Annotated in this window: 18 protein-coding genes; 10 read left to right on the plus strand and 8 right to left on the minus strand. The window is 32.7% G+C overall.

Annotated elements, in window-relative coordinates; translation table 11 throughout:
- Positions 1–130 precede the first annotated feature (130 nt).
- Both WMO18_RS04825 and WMO18_RS04830 read right to left on the minus strand, forming a co-directional pair.
- Positions 131–625, minus strand: coding sequence for a hypothetical protein (locus WMO18_RS04825; protein ID WP_367286404.1), 495 nt, complete (start codon positions 623–625; stop codon positions 131–133).
- Positions 622–1,896 carry an amidase domain-containing protein gene (locus WMO18_RS04830; protein ID WP_367286405.1) on the minus strand — a complete coding sequence of 425 codons (1,275 nt, stop codon included), beginning with the start codon at positions 1,894–1,896 and terminating at the stop codon, positions 622–624. Before WMO18_RS04830 ends, WMO18_RS04825 begins: the two co-directional genes overlap by 4 nt.
- Positions 1,897–2,349: 453 nt before the next feature.
- Here WMO18_RS04830 and WMO18_RS04835 point away from each other — a divergent pair, with 453 nt between their 5' ends.
- From WMO18_RS04835 to WMO18_RS04855, 5 genes are all read left to right on the plus strand, one after another.
- Positions 2,350–4,971: a cation-translocating P-type ATPase gene (locus WMO18_RS04835; protein ID WP_211147437.1), complete on the plus strand. Its 2,622-nt coding sequence runs from the start codon at positions 2,350–2,352 to the stop codon at positions 4,969–4,971.
- 159 nt (positions 4,972–5,130) lie between these two features.
- Positions 5,131–5,634: a MarR family winged helix-turn-helix transcriptional regulator gene (locus WMO18_RS04840; RefSeq protein ID WP_211147436.1), complete on the plus strand. Its 504-nt coding sequence runs from the start codon at positions 5,131–5,133 to the stop codon at positions 5,632–5,634.
- Positions 5,635–5,677: 43 nt separating this feature from the next.
- Positions 5,678–5,986 carry a GIY-YIG nuclease family protein gene (locus tag WMO18_RS04845; protein ID WP_211147435.1) on the plus strand — a complete coding sequence of 103 codons (309 nt, stop codon included), beginning with the start codon at positions 5,678–5,680 and terminating at the stop codon, positions 5,984–5,986.
- Positions 5,987–6,071: 85 nt separating this feature from the next.
- Positions 6,072–7,331 (plus strand): CobW family GTP-binding protein, encoded by a 1,260-nt coding sequence (locus tag WMO18_RS04850; protein ID WP_211147434.1) that lies wholly within the window; start codon positions 6,072–6,074, stop codon positions 7,329–7,331.
- A 110-nt stretch (positions 7,332–7,441) separates the two neighbouring features.
- A complete protein-coding gene (locus tag WMO18_RS04855) occupies positions 7,442–7,981 on the plus strand; it encodes a nitroreductase family protein (protein ID WP_211147433.1) in 540 nt (179 codons plus the stop codon).
- 44 nt (positions 7,982–8,025) lie between these two features.
- Here WMO18_RS04855 and WMO18_RS04860 read toward each other — a convergent pair whose 3' ends face one another.
- Positions 8,026–8,400 (minus strand): DUF4186 domain-containing protein, encoded by a 375-nt coding sequence (locus WMO18_RS04860; RefSeq protein ID WP_211147432.1) that lies wholly within the window; start codon positions 8,398–8,400, stop codon positions 8,026–8,028.
- Positions 8,401–8,619: 219 nt separating this feature from the next.
- On the opposite strand from WMO18_RS04860, the gene WMO18_RS04865 reads away from it, so the two are divergent.
- The 5 genes from WMO18_RS04865 (at position 8,620) to WMO18_RS04885 (ending at position 12,722) form a co-directional block, all read left to right on the plus strand.
- The gene (locus tag WMO18_RS04865; RefSeq protein ID WP_022505791.1) at positions 8,620–8,982 is read left to right on the plus strand and encodes a CidA/LrgA family protein; all 363 of its coding nucleotides are present in this window, start codon (positions 8,620–8,622) and stop codon (positions 8,980–8,982) included.
- Positions 8,982–9,671, plus strand: a complete 690-nt coding sequence (locus tag WMO18_RS04870) for an LrgB family protein (protein WP_211147431.1) — start codon at positions 8,982–8,984, stop codon at positions 9,669–9,671. Before WMO18_RS04865 ends, WMO18_RS04870 begins: the two co-directional genes overlap by 1 nt.
- An 8-nt stretch (positions 9,672–9,679) precedes the next feature.
- Entirely contained in the window at positions 9,680–10,348 is a 669-nt protein-coding gene (locus WMO18_RS04875; RefSeq protein WP_211147430.1) for a FadR/GntR family transcriptional regulator, read from the plus strand.
- Positions 10,349–10,575: 227 nt separating this feature from the next.
- The gene (locus tag WMO18_RS04880; protein ID WP_211147429.1) at positions 10,576–12,576 is read left to right on the plus strand and encodes a choice-of-anchor L domain-containing protein; all 2,001 of its coding nucleotides are present in this window, start codon (positions 10,576–10,578) and stop codon (positions 12,574–12,576) included.
- A gap of 11 nt (positions 12,577–12,587) precedes the next feature.
- Complete coding sequence (locus tag WMO18_RS04885; RefSeq protein WP_022505795.1) at positions 12,588–12,722, plus strand: hypothetical protein; 135 nt, start codon at positions 12,588–12,590, stop codon at positions 12,720–12,722.
- Between the two features lie 150 nt (positions 12,723–12,872).
- On the opposite strand, the gene WMO18_RS04890 is transcribed toward WMO18_RS04885, so the two are convergent.
- The 5 genes from WMO18_RS04890 to WMO18_RS04910 form a co-directional block, all read right to left on the minus strand.
- Positions 12,873–13,454, minus strand: coding sequence for a glycosyl-4,4'-diaponeurosporenoate acyltransferase CrtO family protein (locus WMO18_RS04890; protein WP_211147428.1), 582 nt, complete (start codon positions 13,452–13,454; stop codon positions 12,873–12,875).
- 9 nt (positions 13,455–13,463) lie between these two features.
- Positions 13,464–14,858: a thioether cross-link-forming SCIFF peptide maturase gene (gene scfB, locus WMO18_RS04895; RefSeq protein WP_138156461.1), complete on the minus strand. Its 1,395-nt coding sequence runs from the start codon at positions 14,856–14,858 to the stop codon at positions 13,464–13,466.
- 61 nt (positions 14,859–14,919) lie between these two features.
- On the minus strand, positions 14,920–15,072 hold the full coding sequence (gene scfA / locus WMO18_RS04900) for a six-cysteine ranthipeptide SCIFF (protein ID WP_022505797.1): 153 nt from the start codon (positions 15,070–15,072) through the stop codon (positions 14,920–14,922).
- 57 nt (positions 15,073–15,129) lie between these two features.
- A complete protein-coding gene (locus tag WMO18_RS04905; protein ID WP_211147427.1) occupies positions 15,130–16,509 on the minus strand; it encodes an aminotransferase class I/II-fold pyridoxal phosphate-dependent enzyme in 1,380 nt (459 codons plus the stop codon).
- A 113-nt stretch (positions 16,510–16,622) separates the two neighbouring features.
- Positions 16,623–17,063, minus strand: coding sequence for a YaiI/YqxD family protein (locus WMO18_RS04910; RefSeq protein ID WP_211147426.1), 441 nt, complete (start codon positions 17,061–17,063; stop codon positions 16,623–16,625).
- Positions 17,064–17,183 lie beyond the last annotated feature (120 nt).

Raw genomic sequence — 17,183 nt, forward strand, 5'->3', positions numbered from 1 at the left:
CATTCTTCCAATTTACAAGCGACAGCTCCCTTTACACAAGGGAGCCTTATTTGCTGAAATTTAACACTTTACATTTAGCCCTACAAACCCTAATTTGTAAAGCAAATAAAGCAAATAAATCTAGAACAAATTACCAATCATACTCCATATTTGAGATAAGGTAATCCTTATCTGATTTATTAAAGGTAAATCTTTCATGGAGGTTATTTTTGCCTACTTTACGATTGCCAACAGGAACATAGTCCTTTGAATATACTATAGTATAATATACTTCAACTGTAAATTTATCTTTGCCCACATTTTCTAATGTGTCAAAGTCAATCTTCTGTAATTTGCATTCTTCTACAGTATCAAATAGAGCAGTAATTTCACCTTTACTGTAGTTTTCTCTTTTGTCTTTTACAAAGCACATATTAAAATTATCAGCATTATGTTCTTTTAAAGAGTTACAGTAAAGGAGCATTGTACTGTTAATTTTGTTCTTAACTTCTTTGTATTGGTCAACAGTTGTTGTTTGTGTAGTAGTTACTGAAACAGAAGTGTCTTTACTTTCATTACTGCAAGAGCATAGTGAAATTGCAATTATAATAGCAAAAACTATACTTATTATTTTTGTTACTTTCATGATATTTTACCGTAACCTTTCAATTTTATCCATCTTTTGCTTCCAGGAATCGAATCTAACTTATCTTCCCATCTATCATTTGAATGACAAGCAATTCTAGTACAGGATGTTGTTCCAGTTTGATGTCTAGTTATCCATAATGAATGGGTAAAAGTTTTTTTACCGTTAAATTTTACTTGTATAATATCACCTTTGCTAGCAACATAAGGTTGATCATATTTAATTATTGAACCTTGTGGACCGACATAATCATTATGAATTAAATAGTTGTACAATTGATTCACGCCTGTCCATGAAGGTGACCTGTCTGTTACTTTATGATAGTACCATTGATAGTTTCCTGTAGTATCTAGTGGTGCACCACCTGCACGCAAAATTTGTGAAACATAGTTAGTACAATCACCACCCATATTGTCGAAATTAGCGTAATTTGTATTCCTATTGGCTTTCTTCTTAGGGCTACTTGCATTGTATTTTTCAGCGTATTGATACATTTTATTAAAATTAAAATTGTATTTATGATATTTTCCCTTTTTGAAAGTTGTATTGGTACTTTCAGTTGTTGTATAATTATTATTGCTATAATTAGAACTCTCTTTTGATAATAAGCCGAAATTAGACTTATTAACCTTTTTAATAATCAAATTATGATTATTAGATTTGTTATTAAAACTTAATGCTTTTGAGCGCTTAAGTTCATTTTGTATGTTAATATTATCTGTTGAAATAGCTTTACTAACTACCATTTTATCAGATTTTGAATTATGTTGCAAGTATTGTTCTTCAACAGAATTAGTTACATCATTTACAATAATAGCTTTGTTTTTTAAGCTTTTAAGTGTAAATTTGTGTTTTGTGCAAACATAACCAGGAATATTAGAGTCAGAATACTTTTTTTCTTCATATACATTTGCCTCTATATTATATGAATTTTTGCATTTTTTAAAACTAGTGTATTCAATATAATAGTTTACTTTATCTAATTTTAAACTTTGAAAACTTTTATATCTATTATTAGTTAATGTGGTTAGTTGCTTTGCATATTGATAAAAACTACTATTATTATCAACAATGTTATTGAAAGATATTGTTGATTTAGTTCTTGTATCATATTTTTTTAAACTTTCAGCAATATATTTTTCAATAGGTGCTTTAACTTGATTTTCTGTTAAAGTGATAGTTGCATTTGAAGTAAATGCATTTGCAAAAACAATAAATAGTATTAAACTTGCCATCATTATGCATGAAACGGTTTTTGTAAATTTTGTCATTTCTTTTTCATCCTTTCCAGTGTGTTAATACCACTCAATTCAATATTAAAAAATTATAAGTCTTATCACCACCTGTTTAAAGTAATAAATATAACATATTATAATAATTGTACAACGTTTACTATAATATAATATAAATGCTTAAATGTCAATAATAAATAGCAAATAATAGCATTTAATATAATAAAATTCTTTCTTGTGAAAAATAATTATATGTTTTAGTTTATTAGTTGACAAAGCAAGATTAATGTGATAATATCAAAGCAATAAAGGGGAGTAGTTCGCAGAATACTGTGGTATAACCGTCAGTACACATACCTTTTGGTATCGGTTATATCTTAAAGAACGAGACTTTTATTGTAGTACCTAAGGTTATTGGGTGTTGCAATAAAAGTCTCTTTTTTTTATTCTCTTTTTACTCTTTATCATTATTTTTTTTTGGGAGGAGAAAAGATGAAAAACTTGTATCAAATGCCTAGTGAAGAAGTGCTAAAGCAGTATGGTACTTCAAAAGACGGTCTTACCGATGAAAGGGCAAAAGAAAAACTGGAGAAAGATGGGGAAAACGCTTTAGCTGAGGGTAAGAAAAAATCAGCCTTTAGTGTGTTTATTTCTCAGTTTGCAGATTTGTTAGTTATTATTCTGATTATTGCTGCTATTATCTCAATTTTTTCCGGAAATCTAGAGGGTACTGTTGTAATTTTTGCAGTTATTATCCTTAATGCAATTTTAGGAACAGTGCAACACATTAAAGCAGAAAAAACTCTCGATAGCCTAAAGTCGCTTTCATCACCTAGTGCTAAGGTTATTCGTAACGGTGAGAAGATTGAGATTGACTCAAAGAAGGTTGTTAAAGGTGATATTGTTATTCTTGAGGCAGGTGACTTGATTGTTGCTGACGGTAGAATAATTAATAACTATTCCTTACAAGTTAACGAAAGTTCCCTTACAGGTGAGTCAACTAATGTTGATAAAAATGACAGTATAATTGACAAGGAAGTTCCTTTAGCTGACAGAACAAATATGGTGTATTCAGGTAGCTTAGTAACTTACGGTAGAGCAATGGTGTGTGTTACTGCTACAGGTATGGAAACTGAAATCGGCAAAATCGCAACCTTAATGAATAGTGCTAAAGAGAAGAAAACACCTTTACAGGTTAGCCTTGATAAATTCTCTGCAAAACTTGCAATAATCATTATGATTATTTCTGCTATTGTTTTTGTGCTAAACCTTATTCAAGCACCGGTTATTAATAAGGACACTATCCTTGAAGCATTGATGTTTGTTGTTGCACTTGCAGTTGCAGCTATTCCTGAGGCTTTAGGTTCTATTGTTACCATTGTTCAGGCAATGGGTACTCAGAAAATGGCTAAGGAAAATGCAGTTATTAAGAATTTAAAAGCAGTAGAAAGTTTAGGCTGTGTATCTGTTATTTGTTCCGACAAAACCGGTACATTGACACAGAATAAAATGACTGTACAGAAAATCTATATTAATCACGAAAGTATTTTTGAAGAACAACTTGACCTTGATGTAGAAAGTCACAGACATTTAGTTTATGATATGGTCCTTAACAATGATTCAAGTATTGTTGACGGTAAGGGTATCGGTGACCCTACAGAATATGCTTTGCTGGAAACATTCCGTAAAATCGGTTATGACGAAAATGATATTAGAAAGTCCCTTGAAAGAATAGAGGAAGTACCTTTTGACTCAGATAGAAAAATGATGAGTACAAAGTACAAAATGCATGGTGTTAATCATATTCTAACTAAGGGTGCTTTGGATGTAATTCTTGATAGATGTATCAGCATTGCAACTAAAGAGGGTGTAAGACCTATTACAAAAGAAGATAAAGAAAAAATCTTATTGCAAAACAAAAAGTATTCTGAAGAAGGCTTGAGAGTCCTGACCTTTGCTTATAAAGAGTCAGATGAACAGTTAAGTGTCGATACTGAATATGACTATATTTTCTTAGGTTTGGTTTCTATGATTGACCCACCACGAGAAGAGTCAAAACAAGCAGTAGCAGATGCAATAAGTGCCGGTATTAAACCTATTATGATTACAGGTGACCACAAGGTTACTGCAACTGCAATTGCAAGGCAAATCGGAATTTTCAGAGATGGTGACATTGCAGTTACCGGTATGGAGCTTGACTCTATGAGTGATGCTGAGCTTGACAAGACAATTGAGAAAATTTCTGTTTATGCAAGAGTTTCTCCTGAAAACAAAATCAGAATTGTTGAGGCTTGGCAGAAGAAAGGCAATATTGTTTCTATGACAGGTGATGGTGTTAATGATGCACCGGCACTAAAGAAAGCCGATATTGGTGTTGCAATGGGTATTACCGGTACAGAAGTTTCTAAGGATGCATCATCAATGATTCTTCAGGATGATAACTTTGCAACAATTATTAAAGCAGTTGCAAATGGCAGAAATGTTTTCAGAAATATTAAGAACTCAATTCTGTTCCTACTTTCAGGTAATATGGCAGGTATCTTTGCAGTGCTATATACTTCATTCTTTGCTTTGCCTGTACCTTTCCAAGCAGTACATCTGCTATTTATCAACTTGCTTACCGACTCATTACCGGCAATTGCAATCGGTATGGAAAAACCGGATAAAGATGTTCTAAGACAAAAACCACGAGACCCTAAAACGGGAATACTGACAAAGGACTTTACAACATTAATGTTCCTACAAGGTGCATTAATCGGTGCAGTTACAATTATAGCTTTCTATATTGGACTACAAGTTAATTCAGCAGTTGCAAGTACAATGGCTTTTGCTACCCTTACACTTGCAAGACTTTTCCATGGCTTTAACTGTAGAGGCAGAGAGTCCATTTTTGAACTGGGCTTGTTCTCAAATATCTATAGTGTAGGTGCATTTGTAGTTGGTGTGTTGTTACTTGCATTTGTACTGTTTGTACCTTTTATGCAACCACTGTTTAGTGTTGAAGTTTTGACAGGTACTCAGGTTGGTTTTATCGGTTTACTGGCATTTATTCCTACTGTAATTATTCAGCTTGTTAAAGTGATTTATAGCCAAATCAAAAAGAATAAACAATAAATTTATAAACTGAAATCCATAAATGTTCATTTGTTTTGAATATTTATGGATTTTTCGTTAAAAAAATAACATTTAAAGGGCAAGTTTCTTCACATATCATTGACTTTATAATGCTTACTTGATAAAATGTTTATCAATAAAAGAAAGTGAGTGGTTTATGTGGATGAAAAGTTTTTACACGATACAGGTGTATTACTAACCAAAGTTTCTAAGGCTACTATCCATAATTACAAGAAGTTTAGCAAGGTAGCAGTAGAAGATGAAGATATTTCTGTATGTGGGTTAGAAATTCTAACTTCACTAAGATATTATCCGGACAAAAATACTGTTTCCGACTTAGCACAGAATATGGAAGTAAGCAAAGGCTTAGTGTCAAGAAATGTTGAGATTTTAAGAAAAAGTGGTTATCTAAATACATATCAAGATGAATCAGACAGAAGAATTCTTAGAATTTCTATTAATAGCGAAAAGGCTTTGCCTGTTCTGTTAAAGCAGAAGAAAAACCTCTTTAGCCTTATTTATCAAATGGCAGGTGACTTAACTGATGAACAACTTATTCAGTTTAACGACACTCTTAAGATTGTTCTTGAAAACTGCAAAAATGCCAGTTTAGACAAGGAAACTAAGTTACCTGAAATTGATTACGAAAAATTTTTATTTTAAAATTAGGACTATATTCTTATAGTCCTTTTTAGTTAGGAAAATTATGTACTATACATACCTTATAAGATGTAGTGACAATAGCCTTTACTGTGGGATTACTACCGATATAAAAAGAAGATTTACCGAGCATAAGGAAAAGTTACCTAAAGGTGCAAAATATACCCATACCCATAATGCAGAGAAAATTGAAATTGTCTTTGTTTCGGAAAATCGTTCTTTAGCCTCAAAACTTGAATATCAAATCAAAAGGCTAACTAAAGAGAAGAAAGAAATTTTGATTTCAGAAAAAAGTCTTGATGTGTTAGGGGATAAAGCAAATAAAAAATGTTATACATTATATACAGAAAAATAAAAGTAAACATTATTTTACTTTTTCGGAATTTGTGTTATAATAAAATTCAGGTGAGCAAATCTTTATTTTAGAAAGGAATTGTACTATGAATAATACAAGAAAGCCTATTCCGATTACCCTACTTACAGGTTACTTAGGAGCAGGTAAAACTACTTTAATAAATCATGTTTTAAATAATCAGGAAGGTTACAAATGTGCAGTTATCGTTAACGATATTGGTGAAGTTAACATTGATGCTGAACTAATTCAGAAAACAGGTGTTGTAACTCAGGAAGACCAGAACCTTGTACCACTATCAAACGGTTGTATCTGTTGTACACTTAATGTTGACCTTATTAACCAAATTACTGACCTTTGCGAAAGTGGTAAGTATGACTACATTCTTATTGAAGCCAGTGGTATTTGTGAACCACTACCTATTGCACAGTCAATTGCTATGCTGGAGGGTGATGAAGAAACTCCTGCACTATGTCATCTGGATAACATTGCAACTGTTGTTGATGCATTAAGACTTGCATCAGAATTTGGTTGTGGTGATGACCTACTAAAGAAGGAAGTTGCTGAAGAAGATATTGAGAACCTACTAATTCAGCAGATTGAATTCTGTTCTACAATCGTTCTTAATAAGGTTGATATGGTTAAGCCTGAACAGTTAGACAAGGTTAAGGCTATGATTAAGGTTCTACAGCCAAAGGCTAGAATTATTGAAACAACTTACGGTAAGGTTGCAGTAGGTGACATCCTAGATACAAACAGTTATACATTTGAAGATACTGCCGAATCAGCAGGTTGGGCTCAGGTTTATGATAAGGATGAGGAAGAGATGGAAGAAGAACATCATCACCATCACCATCATCACCACCATCATGACCATGACCACGATCATGAACATCACGACCATGACCATGAGGACCATTCACATTGTGATCATGAACATGGTGTATGTAACTGTGGCCACCATCACGATGATGACGAAGATGAATATGGTATCGGTACATTCGTATATCATAGTAGAAGACCATTTAGTCAGGAAAAGCTACAAGAATTTGTAAACCATTGGCCAAAGAGTGTTGTTCGTGCAAAGGGTATTGTTTGGTTTGATGACCAGAGAGACAGTGTGTTTGTATTTGAACAGGCCGGTGTACAGATTTCTGCTACTGAACAGGGCAAGTGGCTAACTGCTTTCCCTAAGAAACAACAGGAACTTTACCTAAAGGAATATCCTGAGGCTAAGAAGAACTGGGATGATGTTTATGGTGACAGAGAAATTAAGTTAGTATTTATCGGTCAACATATGGACAAAGAAAAGATTACTGCTGATCTTGACAAGTGTGTAACACAATAATTTAAAATATTTAATGGGTAGTTTCTTAACTACCCATTTTTTATAAACTACTTTACATATTATTGAAAAGTTGATAAAATGAAATAAAATTTATACACAAGGAGTTTGCTATGGAATTTAATGAATTACTGGAGAAAAGAAGAAGTGTTAGAAAATATAAAGCTGATACTACTGTTGATAGAGAAACAATAGAAGAAATCCTCAAAGCAGCTCAACAAGCACCTACTTGGAAAAATTCACAAACAGGTAGATATTATGTTGTTACAGATGAAGAAAAGCTAAAGGAAATTAAGGAGAATTGCCTACTTTCTCGTAACGGTATTAATGCTGAGAATGCACCGGTACTTATTGTTACAACATTCGTTAAGGATTGGTCAGGTTTTGAAAAGAACGGTTCACCAACTAATGAAGCCGGTAACCTATGGGGTGCTTATGATTTAGGTTTACAGAATCAGAATCTAATGATGAAAGCATCTGACCTTGGTCTTGATACACTTGTTATGGGTGTCAGAGATGAAATTGCTACAAGAAATACACTCGAGATTCCTTCTAATGAAATTATTATGGGTATCATTGCTTTAGGTTACAGAGATATTGAACCTTCAGCACCTAAGAGAAGAGAACTTGATGTTATTGCAAAGTTTATCTAATTAAATATTGGTATAGCAAAGCCCTATTCTGTTGTGAATAGGGCTTATTTTTGTGTATTAATTTTACTGTTATATTCCTTTTCAATCCAAGCCATAAGTAGGTTTACAATTTTTTCTTGCTGAGTTTCGGTAAGAATGGTGGACTTACTTACTCTATACCATTTGTTTAAGCAACCTCTACAGCAACAACCACAAGCATGTTGTGCAATGAAAACAGGATGCCCCTTCATTGGTGTTTGCTTTCCGTCATTGGGAATATATTTTGGTGCAAGTCTTGTTTTGATAAAGTCCTTTGCATGTTGTTTTATTTTTTCCATACCAACTTTGTTTATATATTCAATGTCCTTTTCTTTTAAGTGAAAACTTGAACGGAACTTTGATTTACTTAATTTTTCTAATGCCTCATCAATAGTTTGCATATTATTACTTCCTATAAAATTATATTATAATTATAAAACTCTGATTTGAATTTTGCAATTGTAATTATATCCGTATTAAAAATTAAAATATTCACAAAATTATAGTGAGAAAACCTTTCTACATAGTGGTATTAACAGTTTTTAAGAAATGTACATCTATTTATTGACCGTAGAATTTTAAAGGTGTATAATTGGTAGTACCAATTTTGGAGGGGTTTTATGAAATATATTCGTGAATTTGGGATTATCATTGTAATTTCATTAATAGGGGAACTTTTGAATTATCTTATTCCTTTGCCTATACCATCAAGTATCTATGGTTTGGTAATAATGTTTTTGTGCCTACATTTCAAGGTCATCAAGGTTCATGAGATTAAGAAAACAGCAGTATTCCTAATTGAAATTATGCCATTGATGTTTATACCTGCAGCAGTAGGTATAATTGAGTCTTGGGATATTATTAAGCCTAATGTTATTGCCTATGCAATTATTACTATTGTTTCAACTGTACTTGTTATGGCAGTTGCCGGTAGAGTTACACAGTGGGTTATTAGACATAGTAAAAAGGGGGATAAGGAATAATGAACTTTTTTGAGGATTCTGTATTTTTTGGTGTTGCGATTAGCATTTTGTCCTATGGTTTTGGTATCTTGTTAAATAACAAGTTTAAGTTAGCTATTTTTAATCCACTACTTATTTCTATTGTAGCAACAATTGTTGTTTTGCTTGTAAGTGGTATTGACTATAAAGTTTATAACAGCGGTGCTAAATATCTTAACTATCTTTTAACACCTGCTACTGTTTGTTTAGCAATTCCTCTTTATGAAAAGCTAGAGGTGCTTAAGAAGAACATTAAGGCAATTTTGATAGGTATTCTTTCCGGTGTACTTACTTCTTTGCTTTCTGTTTTAGGTATGAGTGTGATTTTTGGACTAAATCATACAGAGTATGTAACAATGTTACCTAAGTCAATTACTACTGCTATCGGTATCGGTGTTTCAGAAGAATTAAAAGGCAATGTTACACTTACTTGTGTAATTATCATTGTTACAGGCGTACTTGGCAATATTATTGCACCGGCAATTTGCAAGTTGTTTAAAATCAAAGATCCTATTGCAAAGGGTATTGCTATCGGTACTGCAAGTCACGCAGTAGGTACTGCAAAAGCAATGGAAATGGGCGAAACCGAAGGTGCTATGAGTAGCTTGTCTATTGCAGTTTCCGGTTTGATGACAGTTATCGGTGCATCAGTGTTTGCTCAGTTTATGTAAGGTGACTTATGAAAGAAAATTCTAGAGAATATCAAAAAGCAGTTGACTATATTTGTAGTGAAATTGCAAATGGCAATATTTCTATCGGTGACAGACTTCCAACAGAAAGAACTTTGTCAGGACAATTAGGCATTAGCAGAAACTCCACAAGAGAGGCCCTAAGAAGTTTAGAAAATATGGGTATCACAGAAAGTGTGAGAGGTTCAGGCAACTACTATACAGGTAATGTGTCTAAGAAATTTTCTGAAATGATACGAACATTACTTATGATAAAGGTAGTGTCTAAGAAAGATATTTGTGATTTTAGAAGAACAATGGAACTTTCTGTTTGTATGACAATTATGAACAAAAGTGACTTTGACTTTACTGAAATTGAAAGTGTACTAAATAAAGAAACCATTTCAACTGATGATGAAGTTGATAAGGATAAAATGTTTCATTATCTTCTTGCTATGTCCTCAGGTAATGTATTTTGGATGGCAATAATGGATGCAGTTATTGATGTGTATAGAGGATGGATTGATGAAGTAATTAAGATTATTGGCATTGATACAAAAGAAAAGTTAGATACTGCACATAAAAATATTTTAAGTAGCCTTATTAGTAAGGATAAAGAAAAATGTGAAAACGCTATTAACCTACATTACGATATAATAGATGATGTTTTGAATAGTTAAGGATTGGGACTGCAAAGGCAGTCCTTTTTCCTTTTGTGATTTAGCACAATGAAAGGGAAAATTCTACAAATTAATTTTTCTAAAGGTTTATGAAATATAAAGGAAAATTTTTTGTTACTGTAATTTATTATGTTTAATGTAACAAATTTAACTTGTAAACGAAAATAACAGTAATTTTGCACCATCCATCGCATATAAATAAATGAGAAAGGATGGTGTTTCAGAATTTGAATTTCAGAAACAAATGTAAAGCAGTAGTTTCTATTGGTATGGCAGCACTTTGTTTGCCTATTATAAGTGTCGGTGCTAAAGAAAATTTTACTGTAACTAATGTAAGTGATAAGGAGAAGATAGTTTCTTCTGTACTGTCGGATGGTATGAATGTCTCTAACATTAAGGTGAAGGGTAATTTATCAGGACAGATAGGTGCTTTCAAAAATGGCAAAGGTAATGTTGGCATTGATGAAGGACTTGTGTTATCCACAGGTTATGTGTCAAGTATTTTGGAGTCATCAAAACGAGGCAGTGATGAAGTACATTTCTACAGTCAAACAGATAAAGATTTAAAGAAAATGACTAACTTCAGTATGTACGATTTGGCAAGTGTGGAGTTTACCCTAACTAATAATGAAAATTATGATACTGTTTTAGCCTTTAATTATTCTTTTGGTTCAGCAGAATTTGACCAACCTGATATTTACAACGATTGTTTCGGTTTGTTTGTAGATTACGACAATGACGGTATCTATGATGAAAATATTGCAAAGCTACCTAATGGAAATAATACTTCAATTATGAATATTAAGTATGGCAAGTATTTTACCGGTTCAGCAAGCAAGGTATATAAAGACAGCTTTAACGGTATGAGTAATGTGTTTACTGCTCAAACTTCAAAACAAATTCCTAAGGGTGGCAAAGTAAAGCTAAAACTTGCAATTGCCGACTGTTCCGATGCAATTTATAATTCAGCAGTATTTATTGAGGGTAAGTCAATTAACTTAGGTAAGAAGATTGAGAATCCTATCATAAGTGGCGTAAATATGCCTAACGGTACATTAAGTCCTACATTTAAGGATACTGCAACTACCTGCACATATCAGTGGTATATTGCTGATGAAAAGGGGAAAGAGGGAACACCACTACCTAATGAAACAGGTAAAACTCTAAAAGTTACTAAGGATATGGTAGGAAAATATGCCTACCTTGTAGTAACAGGTACAGGGGATTATTCCGGTACAGGTATTTCAAATTATGTTGAAATTGTTGACCTGCCACTAAATCAACAGAGGTTCTCTTACTACACTAATTTTCATTATGATGAACCATATAACTTAACTTGTTATGGTAAAGGTGAAAACCTAGATATGTACTACATTATTACAGAAGACAGTGAAAAGCCTGCACCTAAAGAAATGATGACAAATGGCACAAAGGTTAAGTGTAACAAAACCACAACTCAGAATGGTTATAAATATAGTGGTGGTGAAATCTCAGGTGACCTTTATATAAAGAATCTAAAAAGTCATATTTATGTAATGTTCGCCAGAGAAGAAAGTGATAAGATTGTTCATAGTGGTATTAAGGACAGACAACTTTACCCTATGTTTTGTAATGCTGAAAATCTAGACTTTAACAGTAAAGAAATCAATGTTTGCAACAAGATTGTTAAGCTATATGACACTATGTTTAAGAAGAATGTTGCACCTAGTGAAAATGTAGGAAACAAGATTGATAACCCATTAAACAGTAATGTTAAAAATATAGTGTTGTGCGAAAATCTTACAGAAAATGTTTGCCTAAAGTGTAGTGACTGCCTTTCATTTAATGTAGACGGTTGTATTGAGAAAACTTGCAAAGATTACGGTTATGCTGTGTATAACTGCAATAACGGTGACTTAAAAGATTTAGGCTATAACAGAAGTAATATTCCTTGTGGAAAAGATTTGTTAAAGCTAAAGGGTGTTGAAGTTTATTCATTAAACAACATTACCGATACAGAAAAAATGTCTGTTTGTTATAATAACGGTCTAAAAGCAAATACTATGAATACAGACTATATCTTTGCTTTTTGGTATATTGATGAAACCGGCAATATGGTAATGGAAAAGTCCTATTATGCAAATTCTTATGAACTTGCATTACAAGAAATTGAAACAAAAGCAAAAGATAACGATGTGCTAAAGGCTTATGTTGAGCTATATAATGCACTTGATGAATTGTGTAAGTAGGAGGTGCTTTTATGAAGAAAGAATACAAAAAGCCGGAATTGATTGTGGAAACTTTTTCTACAGAAAGTGTTATGTTAGTGTCGATGACAGAACCGTTCAGCTCAGTAAACCATACTGTTACCGGTGGCTTTGACGATGAAGATTGATTTTTAAATATTATAATCTAAATAATCTAAAACAAAAACTCCCTCATTTGAGGGAGTTTTCTGCAATTATTTAAAATGTTTTGAAAATTGTTTGAAAGTTGTTGAATAATTTTAAAAAAATAAAAGGACTGTTTCCAGTCCTTTTATAGATTAATTATTCATATAAAATTCTTTTCTCTGGGACTCTTGTGAGTGAAAAGCCTTAACCATTCTTGGTCTGTTATATCTTTGCTTTAGGATAAACATTAAGTCGATGATGCCACCCAGAACAGATAACCAAAACAGTAACCAAAAGTTAACACCTGACAAAAAGATAGGTAAGAGGATAGGTAAGAAATTAGCTATAATCATAACAATATGAGTAACTTCTTCTCTGCAACTGTTAGAAATCATCTTGGATAATCTCTTTTGCTTTTGGTCAAAATCTTCAGGGTTGTAGTCGGGAATGTGATTTTTCCAACTTGCAACTCTTAGAACTTTGAAAAGTCCTCTTTCGTAATTTCTTTCCCTAAACCATTTGTTGGTGTGGTTCCATGGTCTGCCTTTCATACTCTTGAAAAACCAGTTAACAAAAAGTCGCATTGCAAAATGAAATAGCAAAACACCTAGTGTAACTGTAATAGTCTTGAAAATACTTGTTCTGAAAAATAAGAAAATTGCATAAAAAACTACAAAACCAATTAGCAAGAGCTCTGTTATGAAAATCATTTTTGCTTTGAAATTTGATTTCATAGTTTCTCCTTATTCCTGATTATTCTCGTTATTTTCGCTATTTGCAAAAAGTTCGTCAATCTTAATCATAATTGCATTTTCAACTCTCTTACGATGTAGTTCACAACTCATATCGCAAGTGCCTGTGATTTTGCCTGTTGTGTGGTAAGCATTAGCTGAACAACCACCTGAACAGTATAACTTAGCAAAACAATCTTGACAAGCTTCTCTTGAATAAACATTACATAGCTTAAATTCGTTAACAATATCTGTGTTTTTAACACCGTCAAAAACATTACCAAGTAAGAACTTTTCATCACCCACAAACTGATGACAAGGATATAGGTCACCCCAAGGTGTAACTGCCATATAGTCAGTACCAACACCACAACCTGAGATTCTCTTGTAGATACAAGGACCACCCTCTAGGTCAATCATATAGTGGAAGAAAGTAAAGCCTTTGCCTTCTCTGTTTCTCTTGCACATTTCCTTTGCAAGTAGGTCATACTGATCTTTTAGCTTAGGAATATCACTTTCCTGTAAAGCATAGTCCATCTTAGGGTCGGTAACAACAGGTTCCATAGCTAACTGTTCAAAGCCTAAATCTGCAAGGTGAAGAATATCATTTGCAAAGTCTGTGTTGTAGTGAGTGTATGTACCACGAATGTAGTAGCCTTGCTGATTCCTTTCTTTAGCCATTTTTTGGAACTTAGGTAGGATAAGGTCATAAGTGCCCTTATCGTTTCTTGTTCTTCTCATTCTGTCGTTAGTTTCTTTTCTACCGTCCAGTGAAAGAACAACATTGTAACATTCCTTGTTAGCCCATTCCATAACTTCGTCATTAAGAAGTACACCGTTAGTTGTTAGTGTGAAACGGAAGTTCTTGCCTTTTTCTTTTTCGATGCTTCTTGCATAAGCAACAAGCTGTTTAACAACATCAAAGTTAAGTAATGGTTCACCACCGAAGAAGTCAACTTCCAGGTTCTTTCTTGAACCACTCTGTTCAATAAGAAAGTCCAAAGCTCTTTTGCCTACTTCAAAGGACATAAGTGAACGGTCGCCACTGTATTCACCTTCACCGGCAAAACAGTATTTACAACACATATTACAATCGTGAGCGATATGTAAGCAAAGTGCCTTTAGCTGAGTAGGTCTTGCTTTAATGTCAATCTGTAAGTCCTTAAACTTGTCTTCTGAAAATAGTTTACCTTCTTTTTTTAGTTCCTCAATATCCTGAAAAATCTCTTCAATATCATCAGCAGTAATTTCAGGGTATTTGTCACAAAGTTCAAGGATAATTTCTTCTTTACTTCTTGACTCATATTTATCAATTACTTCAAAGGCTACTTCATCAACAGCATGTACACTGCCTGAGTTACTGTCTAGGACAATATTGTAGCCATTATTTTTATAACAATGTACCATAAAATTTCCCCACAATAAAAATCGCCATAGGAAACCCTACGGCGACCTTTTACTTTTTTAATTATTTTTCAGCCTTTAGCTTTTCGCACTGCTGATTTGCAATACCACAAGAAGTCTTACAAGCTGACTGACATGATGTCTGACATTCACCACAGCCACCCTTTTTAACTGATTCAGTTAGGTTTCTTGTATTAACTGTTACGATTCTCTTCATAGGAAATTTCCTCCTTAATTAATAACAAATTTATTTAATAATATTTTATATCATTTTTTACCTTGTGTCAATAGCACAACACACCTTAAAAGGAAGTTTATTGCCTTCACTCACCACATTAACACCTTTTTCTATTAAATATTTAATGGTATTAACTGCTTTTTCGTCAAAAACTTCACCTATTGAAATAATAGGTATTCCCGGTGGATAAGCATAAATATATTCACCGGAAACTTTACCATAACAGTTTTCTATGTCTATAAATTCCTTTTTCATATCTTCAACTTTACAAGGATTGATTTTCATTTTAGGAATGTGGTTTAGAGTTATATTTTTCTTTTCTCTATATATACAGTTTTTGTCAATATCTTTAAGGGCGTTAATTAATCTGCTGAAACCCTCATCAGTATCATATATGCTTGTCATAGCAATAATATAATCAGCTGATGCCATTTCTGTTTCTATTAAATATTTTTTTCTTAATATTTTTTGCAGTTCTGTACCGGATAAGTTGGTATTTTGTGTTAGAATTACAATTTTACTTTTGTCAAATGCAAAAGCATTTTCACCTTTATATATAGAAAGGTTCTTGAGTTTTCCACATTCTAAGTAAAAATTGTTAATTCTTTTTCTGTATGCAGAGAATAATTCTTTGCCCTTTTCAATAATTTCACAAATACATCTGTCAACTGATGCAACCATTAAGTAGTTAGGTGATGAAGTTTGAAAAGTCATCAGTCTTTTCTTAATAATATCTTTGCTAACCTTGTCACTGCAAATATGAAGTAACCCTGTACCTGTTAAGGAAGTTAATGTTTTGTGGGTACTCTGTATTACTACATCGGCACCAAGTTCTGTTGCTGAATTTGGAAAATAATTATCAAACATTAAGTGACTTCCATGTGCCTCATCAACAATTAAAGTTACATTGTGGTTGTGACAAATCTCGGCAATACTTTTTATATCACTTACAATCCCCTCATATGTAGGAGAGGTTATGATACATACTGTGATTTTAGGATTACTGTTAAGTGCATCTTCAACATCACTTGACAAAATTTCTCCCATAAAAGAATGTACCGATTTAGGCATTAAGTAGGTAGGGGATAAGTCCCAAATTTCTACTGCATTATAAACAGATTTGTGACAATTTCTAGCCATTAAAATATTGCCACCTTTTTTAGCACAACCTGTAATAGCCGATAAAATTCCAACTGTACTGCCGTTTACTAAAATATAACTTTCTTTGGTACTGTATAAATTTTTAATTCTGTCTAAACTTTCCTTATAAATACCCTCAGGGTGATATAGGTTGTCTAAGTCCTCAACCTCAGTAAAATCAAGCTGATTAAATTCGCCTTGTCTTTTATTTCCCGGCATATGGAAAGGATAAATATTTTTTTTGTTGTATTCCTTTAAGTAATCTATAACTTTCATATTCAAACCCTATCTTAAAATGTAGGGGCGAACAGTGTTCGCCCGTTTAAGGACTTTTGTATAAGTTCACATTAGTAAATCAATCTTGTTTTCTTTGATATTCACTTAATTTTTTAACCGTTTAAAGATTCAATTAATTTTCTCAATGATTTTTCAAAACTTTTATCCTGGTCGGCAGTTCTCTTTTTAGGTCCTTTTGTGTGTTTACCTGCCATTCTTGCTTTTTTACTGATGTACCTGGTCATCAGTAATGAATCAATGTTTTGGTCAGTATAGATAAGACCGTTTTGATTGATAGGTTTACTGCCTCTGCTTAAGCACATTGCACCTAAACCGTAATCCTGAGTAACTACAATGTCACCTTTTTCTATAAGGTTTGCAATTTTAAAGTCGGCAGAATCAGCACCTTTTTCTACAGTAATGGTATCTGCATATTCCTTGTTAAAAATATGAGAAGTATCTGTAATTATAGTGCAAGGCAATTTATATTCCTTTGCAACTTTTATTGTAATATCGACAACAGGACAACCGTCACCGTCAATATAAATCTTCATAATATCACCTACACTAATTCTATCAATTATTATAATAAATAACAAGAAAAATCTTGTTTTAATTTACATTGTGTAGTATTATGTATATGTAATAATGTATATTATGAATAACTATATCAT

Source organism: Ruminococcoides intestinihominis, from assembly GCF_040096285.1.
GTDB classification, from domain to species: domain Bacteria; phylum Bacillota; class Clostridia; order Oscillospirales; family Acutalibacteraceae; genus Ruminococcoides; species Ruminococcoides intestinihominis.

Bases quoted from the DNA above. Each gene is read 5' to 3' on its own strand.
- scfA (WP_022505797.1), bottom strand. From the start codon at position 15,072: ATGAAGAGAATCGTAACAGTTAATACAAGAAACCTAACTGAATCAGTT.
- WMO18_RS04870 (WP_211147431.1), top strand. From the start codon at position 8,982: ATGAACTTTTTTGAGGATTCTGTATTTTTTGGTGTTGCGATTAGCATT.
- WMO18_RS04910 (WP_211147426.1), bottom strand. From the start codon at position 17,063: ATGAAGATTTATATTGACGGTGACGGTTGTCCTGTTGTCGATATTACA.
- WMO18_RS04835 (WP_211147437.1), top strand. From the start codon at position 2,350: ATGAAAAACTTGTATCAAATGCCTAGTGAAGAAGTGCTAAAGCAGTAT.
- WMO18_RS04825 (WP_367286404.1), bottom strand. From the start codon at position 625: ATGAAAGTAACAAAAATAATAAGTATAGTTTTTGCTATTATAATTGCA.
- WMO18_RS04865 (WP_022505791.1), top strand. From the start codon at position 8,620: ATGAAATATATTCGTGAATTTGGGATTATCATTGTAATTTCATTAATA.
- WMO18_RS04885 (WP_022505795.1), top strand. From the start codon at position 12,588: ATGAAGAAAGAATACAAAAAGCCGGAATTGATTGTGGAAACTTTTTCT.
- WMO18_RS04830 (WP_367286405.1), bottom strand. From the start codon at position 1,896: ATGACAAAATTTACAAAAACCGTTTCATGCATAATGATGGCAAGTTTA.
- WMO18_RS04860 (WP_211147432.1), bottom strand. From the start codon at position 8,400: ATGCAAACTATTGATGAGGCATTAGAAAAATTAAGTAAATCAAAGTTC.
- WMO18_RS04850 (WP_211147434.1), top strand. From the start codon at position 6,072: ATGAATAATACAAGAAAGCCTATTCCGATTACCCTACTTACAGGTTAC.
- WMO18_RS04845 (WP_211147435.1), top strand. From the start codon at position 5,678: ATGTACTATACATACCTTATAAGATGTAGTGACAATAGCCTTTACTGT.
- WMO18_RS04890 (WP_211147428.1), bottom strand. From the start codon at position 13,454: ATGAAATCAAATTTCAAAGCAAAAATGATTTTCATAACAGAGCTCTTG.
- WMO18_RS04855 (WP_211147433.1), top strand. From the start codon at position 7,442: ATGGAATTTAATGAATTACTGGAGAAAAGAAGAAGTGTTAGAAAATAT.
- scfB (WP_138156461.1), bottom strand. From the start codon at position 14,858: ATGGTACATTGTTATAAAAATAATGGCTACAATATTGTCCTAGACAGT.
- WMO18_RS04905 (WP_211147427.1), bottom strand. From the start codon at position 16,509: ATGAAAGTTATAGATTACTTAAAGGAATACAACAAAAAAAATATTTAT.
- WMO18_RS04875 (WP_211147430.1), top strand. From the start codon at position 9,680: ATGAAAGAAAATTCTAGAGAATATCAAAAAGCAGTTGACTATATTTGT.